This is a genomic window from Cellulomonas fimi (assembly GCF_028527925.1).
GTDB lineage: Bacteria > Actinomycetota > Actinomycetes > Actinomycetales > Cellulomonadaceae > Cellulomonas > Cellulomonas fimi_C.
This window is the reverse complement of the sequence record NZ_JAPESW010000073.1, coordinates 1-11,115: the sequence shown is the minus strand read 5'-3', so window position 1 is coordinate 11,115 and position 11,115 is coordinate 1. Positions and strand designations below refer to the sequence as shown.

Genomic DNA, 11,115 nt, shown 5'->3' with positions numbered 1-11,115 from the left:
GCCCTGGCGGGCGCTGCCGCGCTGGTTCTCGCCGCGTGCAGCGGCGGCGACGGCGACAGCGGAGACGACGCGACCGACGGCGGCTCCGACTCGGCCGCCGCGCTCAAGATCGGCACGCTCCTGCCGCCGACCCGCCCCCCCGCCCAGCCCCGCCCCCCCATCCCAGCCCCCCCGACGCTGCGCCCCGCGCCCCCACCGCGTCCGCCCCCACGGACGCCACCGCCCCGACCTCGTCGTCGGGCACCGTCGAGACCGACGCACCCGTCTACCGGCCGAACGCGAAGTACGTGCTGCTGCTCGGCCTCATGTGCGCGCTGCCGGCGATCTCGACCGACATCTACCTGCCGTCGCTGCCCGACGTCGCCCGTGACCTGAACACCTCCGCGACCGCGGCGCAGCTCACCATGACGGCGATGATGATCGGCGGCGCCGTCGGTCAGCTCGTCATCGGCCCGCTGTCCGACCGCTTCGGCCGCCGCAAGCCCGTGATGGTCGGCGTCGCGCTGCACGTCGTCACGTCGCTGCTGTGTGCGATCGCCCCGGCGATCATCCCGCTCATCGCGCTGCGCTCGATGCAGGGCTTCTTCAACGCGTCCGCGACCGTCGTCGCGATGGCCGTCATCCGCGACCGGTTCGTCGGCGCGGACGCGTCGCGGCTCATGTCGCGCCTCATGCTCGTGATCGGCGTCGCACCGCTGTTCGCGCCCTCGATCGGCGGCGTCATCGCCGGCCAGGCGGGCTGGCGCGCGGTGTTCGTCGCGCTCGCGGTCTTCGGCGTCGTGCTGTGGCTCGTCGTCTGGCGCCGCCTGCCCGAGACGCTCCCGCCCGAGCGCCGACGCGACGGCGGACTGCGCACCGCACTCTCCGGCTACCGCGCGCTGCTGCGGGACCGGCACTTCGTCGCGCTCGCCGTCATGCCGGGCCTCGGCGTCGCCGTCCTCATGAGCTACGTGGTCGCGTCGCCGTTCGTCCTGCGTGAAGGCTTCGGGCTGTCCGAGCACCAGTTCTCGCTGCTGTTCGCGATCAACGGCGTCGGCCTCGTCGCCGGTGCGCAGGTGAACGCGGCGCTCGTGCGGCGGGTCGCGCCCATCCGCATCGTGCGCGTCGTGCTGCCGCTGTCGCTCGCGCTCACGACGGTGCTGCTCGTGCTCGCGCTGACCGGCGTGGGCGGGCTCTGGGCGCTCCTCGTCGTCCAGTGGCTCGTGCTCGCGCTCGTGAACTTCGTGCCGCCCAACGCCTCGGCCCTCGCGCTCAGCCGGCACGGCGAGGTCGCCGGCACCGCCGCCGCGTTTATCGGTGCCTCGCAGGCCGGGGTGTCCGGGCTCGTCAGCCCCTTGTCCGGCCTGCTCGGCGGTGACGCGGTCGCGATGGCCGTCGTCATGGTCGGGGCGTCGGTCGCTGCGCTGCTCGTGCTGGCCCTCGCGACGCCTGCGTACCGCCGCGACGGCGCGTGGACCGGCTGAGCCATCACTCGGTCGGGTGACACCCGACCGGATCGTCCCCCCAGGTCACCGGGCTGACGGTACCGTCGCGCGACCCGACGCCCTGGAGGCCCCCCTGATCAGCCGTTCCGCACTCGTCGCCGCAGCCCGCGAGCACCTGCTCGAGCCGGGCGAGGAGGTCCTCGGCGTCACCCACGTGCAGCCGAAGGGTGCCGGTGGCCGCAACGCGGCCAAGAGCGCCGGTGCCTCGGCGGTGCTGGGGGTGGCCTCGCTCGCGCTCACGGGCGGGGCGCTCGGTGTCGGCGCCGTCGTGTCGACCGAGCCGATCTGGTGCGTCCGCACCGACCGCCGATTCCTGCTCGTGCGGCGCGCGGGCTCGGGCTCCGTGACCGAGCGTCTCCTGGGCGAGCTCCCGCACGACGCGGTCGAGCTCCGCCTGCGGCGGCGGCTGCTCTACACCGCGTCGTTCGTCGACCGCGCGACGGGCGACACGGTGCTGCGCGCCAACCTCGGCCTCAACGTCAAGGGCGCGCGGGCGCTCACCTCGACGCCCGCCGCACCGGGACTGACGAGCGCCTGACGTCCGCCGCGCCCGTCAGGCGCGCAGCCGGCGGAGCCGGGTCACGGCCTCGTCGAGGACCTCGTCGCGCTTGACGAACGTGAACCGCACCCACGAGCGCAGCGCCCGGTCGACGTCCGACCCGTCGTGCGTGAACGCGGTGACGGGCACGCCCACGACGCCGGCGAGCCCGGGGAGCGCGCGGCACAGCGCGGCGCCGTCGTCGAACCCGAGCGGCGCCGAGTCGGCGAGCACGAAGTAGGTGCCCTGCGGGCGCACGACCGTGAACCCGGCGGCCTCGAGGCCCGCGCACAGACGGTCGCGTCGCGAGGCGAGCGACGCGGCGAGGTCCCGCACCCACGCGGCGACGTCGGGGTCGCGCAGCGCGAACGCGACGGCGGGCTGGAACGGCGCACCGGACACGTAGGTGAGGAACTGCTTGACGGTCCGCACCGCGGTGACGAGGTGCTCGGGGCCGGTGACCCAGCCGACCTTCCAGCCGGTGAACGAGAACGTCTTGCCCGCGGACGAGATCGTCAGCGTCCGCTCGGCCATGCCCGGCAGCGTCGCGATCGGCACGTGCCGCGAGGCGGGGTCCAGCACCAGGTGCTCGTACACCTCGTCGGTCACGACGATCGCGTCGTGACCGGTCGCGAGGCGCGCGACGGCGGCGAGCTCGTCGTGCGTGAGGACGGTGCCGGTCGGGTTGTGCGGCGTGTTGAGCAGGACGAGCCGCGTGCGGTCGCTGAAGGCCGCGGCGAGCGCGTCGAGGTCGACGCGGAACCCGTCGGGCGTCGCGCGCAGGGGAGCGGTCGTGTGCGTCGCGCCGGACAGGGCGACCACGGCGGCGTAGGCGTCGTAGAAGGGCTCGAGCGTCAGGACCTCGTCGCCGGGACCGGCGAGCGCGAGGACGGCCGCGGCGAGCGCCTCGGTCGCGCCGGTCGTGACGAGCACCTCGCGGTCGGGGTCCGGGTCGAGGCCGTAGTGCGCCTTCTGGTGCTCGGCGACCGCGTGCCGCAGCGCGGGGATCCCCGGCCCGGGCGGGTACTGGTTGCGGCCGTCGGCGATGGCCTGGGCGGCGGCGCGGGCGACCGACTCGGGGCCGTCGACGTCCGGGAAGCCCTGGCCGAGGTTGACCGACCCGGTCGACTCGGCGAGCGCGGACATCTCCGCGAAGATCGTCGCCCGCACCTGACCGTCGGCGGCGAGCAGCCCCGACGCGCGTGCGACCTCACGCCACCGGCCGTGCCCGATGCTGTGCTGCCCGTCGCTCGGCTCGCCCATCGGGCGAGGATAGGTCCCGTGGGCGCGTGGCGAGGAGCCGGCCGCGTCCCGTGACCCGTGTCGCGAGGACGGCGCCGGTCAGAGACCGACCGCGCCGACCAGACCGACGACGAGCAGGACCGCGAGCGACGCCCACGCGCACACCACCCACCACTCCACGTGGTGCTGGCGTCCCACTCGGGACGGCTGCCGGTCGCTCATACCTCCACCATCGGCAGGTGTGGCGCAGGTCTCAACGTGCCGCGCGGGCGAACCGTGAAATCACCCCAACGGCCGTGCAGGACGCCGCCGTGCCGCGACAGAGGGTGGGGTCAGCTGCCTGTGGCCGCGCGGAGGTCGTCACCCAGGGAGCCGAGCTCGGCGGCCAGCGAGTCGAGCGCGTCGGCCGCCTCGCCGCCCGCGTCGGCCTTGGCGGCCTCGAGCTGGGCGCGGGCGTCCGCGACCTGCTGCTCCGCGTCCGCGACGCGCTGCTGCGCCTCCGCCGACGCGTCCTGCTGCGCGGCCTCGAGCGCCGACTGCGCCTCGGTCACGGCGGCCTCGGCCTCGTCGACCGCGGACTGCGCCTGGGTGCGGGCCTGCTCGTCCAGGCCGTCCAGCTTCGCGCGCGTCTCCTCGACCTGGGCGCCCACCTCCTCGGCGTGCGCGCGCGCCTCGTCGACCGCGGCGCGCAGGTCGCCGACGGCGTCCTCGGCCGCGGTGCGGGCGTCCTTCGCGGACTGCGCGGCCTGGTCGATGTCGGCGTCGGAGCACGCGGTGAGGCCGAGGGCGAGGCCCGCGGCGAGGACCGGGGCGGCGGCGCGGACGAGCAGCGGGCGGGCGTGCGGGCGTGCGGTCACGGGGTCCTCCTACAGGACGTCGGCGGGGGCGGGTCCGGCGGATCGGTGCCACAGTCTGCCCGCGTCGACGCCGGGCGGCACCCCGAGCGGGTCCGCTCCGGCGTGCCGTGCGCGCCACGCCGCGTCTCCGACCTGCGCCGACGCCGGCCGGGCACGGCGACGCCCCGCCGGGCCGAAGGAGCGGCCGCGACGGGGCGTCGGGGCGAGCAGGGCGGCGGTCCGCCCACCAGGGGGAGCGGGGCGGACCGCCGCGCCGGAGGTCAGGCCTCCTGCTGCTCGGTGCGGCGGGAACGGACGTCCTCCAGCGACGTGCCGTAGTAGGCCGCGGTCATGAGGTCCTTCATGTCGTCGATCATCGGCATCCGCGGGTTGGCGGGAGCGCACTGGTCCTCGTAGGCGCCCATGGCGACCTCGTCGAGGCGCGACATGAACTCCTGCTCGGCGACGCCCTGCGCCTGGAAGGACGACGGGATGCCGACCTTGGAGCGCAGCGCCTCGACGGCCAGCGCGTACGACTCGACGCCCTCGGCCGGGGTGGCCGCCGGCAGGCCGAGCATCTGCGCGATCTGCTGGAACCGCTCCGGGGCGACGTAGTGCTCGTACTTCGGCCAGCTCGTGAGCTTGGTCGGGACGGTGCCGTTGTAGCGGATGACGTGCGGCAGGAGCGTCGCGTTCGTGCGGCCGTGCACCAGGTGGTACGTCGAGCCGACGACGTGCGCCATGGCGTGCACGATCCCGAGGAACGCGTTGCCGAAGCTCATGCCGGCGATGGTGCCCGCGTTGTGCATCTTCTCCCGCGCGTCGCGCGTGGCCGGGTCGGCCGGGTCGCCGTTCACCGACATCGCGAGGTTGTCGAAGATGAGGCGGATCGCCTGCAGCGCCATGCCGTCCGTGAAGTCGTTCGCGTAGACGGAGACGTACGCCTCGGTCGCGTGCGTCAGGGCGTCGAAGCCCGAGTCCGCCGCGAGCGACGGGGGCATCTTGGCCGTGAGCACCGGGTCGATGATCGCGACCGACGGGGTCAGCGCGTAGTCGGCCAGCGGGTACTTCTTGCCCGCGTCGGGGTCGGAGATGACCGCGAACGGCGTCACCTCGGCGCCCGTGCCCGACGTCGTCGGGATGCAGACGAGCTGCGCGAGCTCGCCGAGCGTCGGGAACTTGAACGCGCGCTTGCGGACGTCGAAGAACTTCTGCTTGAGGTCGGAGAAGTTGATCTCCGGGTGCTCGTACAGGAGCCACATGACCTTCGCGGCGTCCATGGGCGACCCGCCGCCGAGCGCGATGATCGTGTCCGGGCGGAAGTGGCGCATCTGGGCCGCGCCGTTCTGCACGGTGCGCACCGACGGCTCGGGCTCGACCTGGTCGATGATCTGCAGCGCGACCTTGCTGTGCCGGCGGTTGAGGACGTCGATGATCCTGTCGACGAAGCCCAGCGTCGTCATGGTCGCGTCGGTGACGATCGTGACGCGCTCGACGTCGGGCATGTCCTGCAGGTAGCGGATCGCGTTCGGCTCGAAGTACGTCTTCGCGGGGACCTTGAACCACTGCAGGTTGTTGTTGCGCCGGCCGACGCGCTTGACGTTGATGAGGTTCACCGCCGAGACGTTGTTCGAGACCGAGTTGTGGCCGTAGGAGCCGCAGCCCAGCGTGAGCGAGGGGATGAACGCGTTGTAGATGTCGCCGATGCCGCCGAGCGACGACGGCGCGTTCGCGATGACGCGGACGGCCTTGACGCGGCTGCCGAACTCCTCGGTGAGCGCGTCGTCGCGGGTGTGGATCGCCGCGGAGTGGCCGAGCCCGTCGAACTCGACCATCTGCTCGGCGAGCGCGATGCCCTGCTCGGTCGTGGTCGCGCGCAGCACCGCGAGGACCGGCGCGAGCTTCTCGCGCGTCAGCGGCTCGTGCGGGCCGACGCCCGAGACCTCGGCCAGGATGATCGAGGTGTCCGCGGGGACCGTGAAGCCGGCCTGCTCGGCGATCCACTGCGGGGTCTTGCCGACGACCGTCGGGTTGAGCTTCGCGTCGGCGCAGTTCGTGCCCTGCGCGTCGACGCCGAAGATGAACTGCTCGAGCTTCGCCTTCTCGGCGGGCGTCGCGAGGTACGCGTGCAGCGTCGCGAACTCCGCCATCGCGGCGTCGTAGATCTCGTCGTCGAGGATGACGGCCTGCTCGGACGCGCAGATCATGCCGTTGTCGAACGCCTTGGAGAGCACGACGTCGTTCACCGCGCGCTTGAGCTTCGCGGTCTTCTCGATGTAGGCCGGGACGTTGCCCGCACCGACGCCGAGGGCCGGCTTGCCGCACGAGTAGGCGGCGCGGACCATCGCGTTGCCGCCCGTCGCGAGGATGAGGCTCACGCCCGGGTGGTTCATGAGCATGTTGGTCGCCGCGATCGACGGCGTCTCGACCCACTGGATGCAGTGCTCGGGCGCACCCGCGGCGACGGCCGCGTCGCGCACGATCCGGGCCGCCTCGACCGACGAGCGCTGCGCGTTCGGGTGGAACGCGAAGATGATCGGGTTGCGCGTCTTGAGCGAGATGAGCGACTTGAAGATCGCCGTCGAGGTCGGGTTGGTCACGGGCGTGACGCCGCAGATGACGCCGACCGGCTCCGCGATCTCGGTGATGCCGCGCAGGTCGTCGCGGGCGATGACGCCGACCGTCTTGAGGTCCGCCATCGAGTTCGTGACGTGCTCGCACGCGAAGATGTTCTTCACGGCCTTGTCCTCGAACACGCCGCGTCCGGTCTCCTCGACCGCGAGCTTCGCGAGCTGGCCGTGCTGGTCGAGCGCCGCGACGGACCCCTTCTTGACGAAGCGGTCCACGTCCTCCTGCGTGAAGCGCGCGTACTCGGCGAGCGCCTTCGTCGCGTTCGCGACGAGCGCGTCGATCGCGGTCGCGACCTGGTCCTCGGAGAGCGCAGGCGCTGCGGGTGCGGCCGCGGCGGGCGCGGTCGCGACGGCCTTCTTGGCCTTGGTCGTGCGGGTCGTGCTGGACTCGGTGACAGTCACCGTGTGCTCCCCTGGTCGGTGCGCGGGAGATGTCTCCCGGCGGTTGCTGGAGTCGTCGCCGTTGACGTCTTCGACGCTAGGGGGGCCAGTCATCCGACGACTGAGCCGAAGGTCCTGAAAACGTGGGACGACCCCGTGTGGTGCGAAACCGCAGGTGAGCGACCCGGGACCTGGGTCCCGGACGGCGGGGGCGACCAGGCGAGACGCCTCGTCAGAGCATGCCGGCGAGTCCCAGCGCGAGACCGAGGGCGGCGCACACCGCGAGGGTGCGCAGGACCGACCAGCGCAGCCCGAAGACGAGCACGGCACCGACGACGGCGATCGTGAGCGACCACGGCTGGAGCGTCGAGACGTCGGGGACGTCGAGCCGCAGCGGTCCCCAGGTGATCGGCGTCGTCTGCGCGAAGAGCGTGTGCGTCGTGAAGTACAGCGCGAGGTTCGCGATGACGCCCACGACCGCGGCGGTCACGGCCGCGAGAGCGGCGCTGAGCGAGCGGTTGCTGCGCAGCCGCTCGACGTAGGGAGCGCCGAGGAAGATGAAGAGGAACGACGGCACGAACGTCACCCACGTCACGAGCAACGCGCCGACGACCGCCGCGGCCCACGGGTCGAGGTCGCCCGGGGCCCGGTACGCGGCGAGGAACGCGACGAACTGCACCACCATGATCAGCGGCCCGGGTGTCGTCTCGGCCAGCGCGAGGCCGCGCGTCATCTCGCCGGGGGTCACCCACCCGTACGTCTCGACCGCGCGCTGCGCGACGTAGGCGAGGACGGCGTACGCGCCGCCGAAGGTGACGACCGCGGTGCCGGAGAAGAACGTGCCGAGGTGCGTGAGCGTGCTGTCGCGGCCGGTGAGCGCGAGCACGGCGAGCACCGGCAAGGCCCAGACGACGAGCCCGATCGCGAGGACGCGCGCGGTGCGCCGGCCCGACGGCCGCTCGGCGTGCAGCGCGTCGTCGGGGATGAGCGGGGTGCGGCCCTCGGCGTCGGCGTCGGGACGGCTGGGCGGCGGGTCGATCTGGTGCGGGGCGACGCGGTGGAGCAGCCAGCCCGCGAGGCCCGCGGCGAGCACGACGAGCGGGAACGGGACGCCGAACAGCGCGAGCGCGACGAACGAGGCGACCGCGAGCGCGACGAGCGGGGGGCTGGTCAGCGCGCGGCGCCCGACGCGGACGACGGCCTGCGCGACGATCGCCAGGACGGCCGGCGCGAGCCCGGCGAACACGGCGCTCACGACGGTCGTGTCGCCGAACGCGACGTAGATCGCGGCGAGCGCGAGGAGCGCGAGCATCCCGGGGAGCACGAACAGCCCGCCCGCGACGATCCCGCCGCGCGTCCCGTTGAGCAGCCAGCCGGTGTACACGGCGAGCTGCTGCGCCTCCGGGCCCGGCAGGAGCATGCAGTAGTTGAGCGCGTGCAGGAACCGGCGCTGGCCGATCCAGCCCTTCTCGTCCACGAGGGTCCGCTGCATGACGGCGATCTGGCCGGAGGGGCCGCCGAACGTCTGCCACGAGATCGCGAACCAGGCGCGCACGGCGGTCCGGAACGGGATGACGTCCCGGGGTGTCGCGACCGGTGTCGGGGTCGTGGCGTCGTCCACCCGACGAGTATCGCCGCCGCGCGGGGCGCGTCGGGACGCGTCTCGGCGTGGCGCCACCGGGGTGGGGTGGCGCCACGCCGAGGGGGCGTCCGTCGCAGGTCAGCGACGCACGACGAGGTGCTGCGCGTACGCCGGGACCGTGAGGAACGTCGGGAAGTCGTCTCCCAGCGCGACCTCCTCGACCAGGGCTGCGGCGGCGTCGAACCGGTCGCCGTCGGTGCGGGGGAGACCGGCCAGGACGTCGGCCAGGACCGACCGCACGTGGTCCGCGGTGATCGTCGTCCCCGAGTCGGTGACGACGCCGTGGTGCACCCACTGCCACACCTGCGAGCGGGAGATCTCGGCGGTGGCCGCGTCCTCCATGAGCCCGTCGATCGCGACCGCGCCGGTCCCGCGCAGCCACGCCTCGAGGTAGCGGACGGCGACGGACAGGTTGGTCCGCAGGCCCGCGTCGGTCACCGCGCCCGGCTCGGTGCCGCCGGCCGAGGCGACGTCGAGCAGCGCCGCCGCGTCGGGGGTGACGTCCGGGCGCTGCACGTCGCGCTGGTCGGTGCGGTCGCCGAGCGCCTCGTCGAAGACCTCGCGCGCGACGGGCACCAGATCCGGGTGCGCGACCCACGTGCCGTCGAACCCCTGCCCGGCCTCGCGCTGCTTGTCCGCGCGGACCTGGGCGAACGCGCGCTCGTTGGCCTCGGGGTCCCGCCGGTTCGGCACGAACGCGCTCATCCCGCCGATGGCCTGGGCGCCCCGACGGTGGCACGTCGCGACGAGCAGGTCCGCGTACGCCCGCATGAACGGGACCGTCATCGTGACGGCGGACCGGTCCGGCAGGACCCAGCGGCGGCCGCGCGACCGGAAGGTCTTCACGATGCTGAAGATGTAATCCCAGCGCCCCGCGTTCAGCCCGGCGCAGTGGTCACGCAGCTCGTAGAGGATCTCCTCCATCTCGAACGCCGCCGTGATCGTCTCGATCAGCACCGTCGCGCGGATCGTGCCGTGCCGCAGGCCCAGGTACGCCTCGGCGAACCGGAAGACGTCGTCCCACAGCCGCGCCTCGAGGTGGCTCTCGATCTTCGGCAGGTACAGGTACGGGCCGCGGCCGGCGTCGATCAGCGCGTGCGCGTTGTGGAACAGGTACAGCCCGGCGTCGACGAGCGAGGCCGACGCCCCGTACCGCTGACCCGCGCGGTCGACGTGCTCGACGTGCTTCTCCGCGAGGTGCCAGCCGCGCGGCCGGAAGACGATCGTCGGCGTCTGGTCGCCGACCCGGTACTCCTTGCCCTCGGGCGTCGTGAAGTCCGCGTTCCCGCGGATCGCGTCGAACAGGCTGTGCTGCGAGCCGACGACGTTCTCCCAGGTCGGGCTCGTCGCGTCCTCCAGGTCGGCGAGCCAGACGCGCGCCCCCGAGTTGAGCGCGTTGACGGTCGTCTTGCGGTCGCACGGGCCGGTGATCTCGACGCGCCGGTCCTCCAGGCCGGGCCCCGGCCCCGCGACGCGCCACGACCGGTCGGCGCGGACGCCGGCGGTCAGCGGCAGGAAGCCCGGGTCGGCGCCGTTCGCGATGCGGTCGCGGCGGAGCTGGCGCTCGCGGAGCAGGAGGGTGCGGCGCGTGCCGAAGACGGTGTGCAGGTCGGCGACGAAGTCGAGCGCCTCGGGCGTGAGGATCTCCGCCGAGCCGGGCACGGCCGGCCCGACGACGTCGAGGTGCGGCTGGATCACGGGTCCCGTCAGCGGCGCGCGGGCGGGGGTCAGGACGGTCATGGTGCACCTCCGGGTGCGGGTCCGACGGGCTGCAAGCCGGTCGGACGGGTCGTGTGGTCAGTGGGTGAACTGGGCCGTCTCGGTGGAGCCGGCGAGCGCGAGCGTCGAGGCGTCGGGCGAGATCGCGGTGGCGACCCGGTCGAAGTACCCCGTGCCGACCTCGCGCTGGTGGCGGGTCGCGGTGTAGCCGTCGGCCTCGGCGGCGATCTCCGCCTGCTGCAGGTCGACGTAGGCGGACATGCCCCGCTGCGCGTAGCCGCGGGCCAGGTCGAACATCGAGTGGTTGAGCGCGTGGAAGCCGGCCAGCGTGACGAACTGGAACGCGTACCCGTACCCGGCGAGCTCGCGCTGGAACCGCGCGATCTGCGCGTCGTCGAGGTGGCGGCGCCAGTAGAACGACGGCGAGCAGTTGTACGCGAGGAGCTTGCCGGGGTGCTTCTCGTGGATGCGCTCGGCGAACTCGATCGCGAGGTCGAGGTCCGGCGTCGACGTCTCGACCCACAGCAGGTCCGCGAACGGCGCGTAGGCGTCGGCGCGCGCGACGACGGCGTCGAGCCCCGGCTCCACCCGGTAGTACCCCTCGGCGGTGCGCTCGCCGGTGAGGAACGCGTGGTCGCGCTCG

8 protein-coding genes and 1 pseudogene are annotated in these 11,115 nt (G+C 73.5%); 2 read left to right on the top strand and 7 right to left on the bottom strand.

All coding sequences use genetic code 11. The features are described from left to right. Positions 1 to 287: 287 nt before the first annotated feature. Both OMK64_RS19045 and OMK64_RS19040 read left to right on the top strand, forming a co-directional pair. Positions 288 to 1,463: a multidrug effflux MFS transporter gene (locus OMK64_RS19045; protein ID WP_272729932.1), complete on the top strand. Its 1,176-nt coding sequence runs from the start codon at positions 288 to 290 to the stop codon at positions 1,461 to 1,463. A gap of 16 nt (positions 1,464 to 1,479) precedes the next feature. Continuing rightward, positions 1,480 to 2,022, top strand: a complete 543-nt coding sequence (locus OMK64_RS19040) for a hypothetical protein (RefSeq protein WP_272729931.1) — start codon at positions 1,480 to 1,482, stop codon at positions 2,020 to 2,022. A gap of 15 nt (positions 2,023 to 2,037) precedes the next feature. Here OMK64_RS19040 and OMK64_RS19035 read toward each other — a convergent pair whose 3' ends face one another. From OMK64_RS19035 to OMK64_RS19005, 7 genes and pseudogenes are all read right to left on the bottom strand, one after another. Beyond that, on the bottom strand, positions 2,038 to 3,285 hold the full coding sequence (locus OMK64_RS19035; RefSeq protein ID WP_272729930.1) for a pyridoxal phosphate-dependent aminotransferase: 1,248 nt from the start codon (positions 3,283 to 3,285) through the stop codon (positions 2,038 to 2,040). 78 nt (positions 3,286 to 3,363) lie between these two features. Further along, entirely contained in the window at positions 3,364 to 3,486 is a 123-nt protein-coding gene (locus OMK64_RS19030) for a molybdopterin oxidoreductase (protein WP_124343805.1), read from the bottom strand. Between the two features lie 110 nt (positions 3,487 to 3,596). Next, the gene (locus OMK64_RS19025; RefSeq protein ID WP_272729929.1) at positions 3,597 to 4,121 is read right to left on the bottom strand and encodes a hypothetical protein; all 525 of its coding nucleotides are present in this window, start codon (positions 4,119 to 4,121) and stop codon (positions 3,597 to 3,599) included. Positions 4,122 to 4,381: 260 nt separating this feature from the next. After that, positions 4,382 to 7,132, bottom strand: coding sequence for a bifunctional acetaldehyde-CoA/alcohol dehydrogenase (gene adhE, locus OMK64_RS19020; RefSeq protein ID WP_272729928.1), 2,751 nt, complete (start codon positions 7,130 to 7,132; stop codon positions 4,382 to 4,384). Positions 7,133 to 7,343: 211 nt separating this feature from the next. Then, complete coding sequence (gene chrA / locus OMK64_RS19015) at positions 7,344 to 8,732, bottom strand: chromate efflux transporter (RefSeq protein ID WP_272729927.1); 1,389 nt, start codon at positions 8,730 to 8,732, stop codon at positions 7,344 to 7,346. Between the two features lie 99 nt (positions 8,733 to 8,831). Next, entirely contained in the window at positions 8,832 to 10,493 is a 1,662-nt protein-coding gene (aceB, locus tag OMK64_RS19010) for a malate synthase A (RefSeq protein ID WP_272729926.1), read from the bottom strand. Between the two features lie 57 nt (positions 10,494 to 10,550). After that, positions 10,551 to 11,115 (bottom strand): annotated as a pseudogene (locus tag OMK64_RS19005) (isocitrate lyase); the annotation flags it as partial.

Coding starts and splice junctions, on each gene's coding strand:
- OMK64_RS19035 (WP_272729930.1), bottom strand. CDS start 3,285: ATGGGCGAGCCGAGCGACGGGCAGCACAGCATCGGGCACGGCCGGTGG.
- OMK64_RS19030 (WP_124343805.1), bottom strand. CDS start 3,486: ATGAGCGACCGGCAGCCGTCCCGAGTGGGACGCCAGCACCACGTGGAG.
- aceB (WP_272729926.1), bottom strand. CDS start 10,493: ATGACCGTCCTGACCCCCGCCCGCGCGCCGCTGACGGGACCCGTGATC.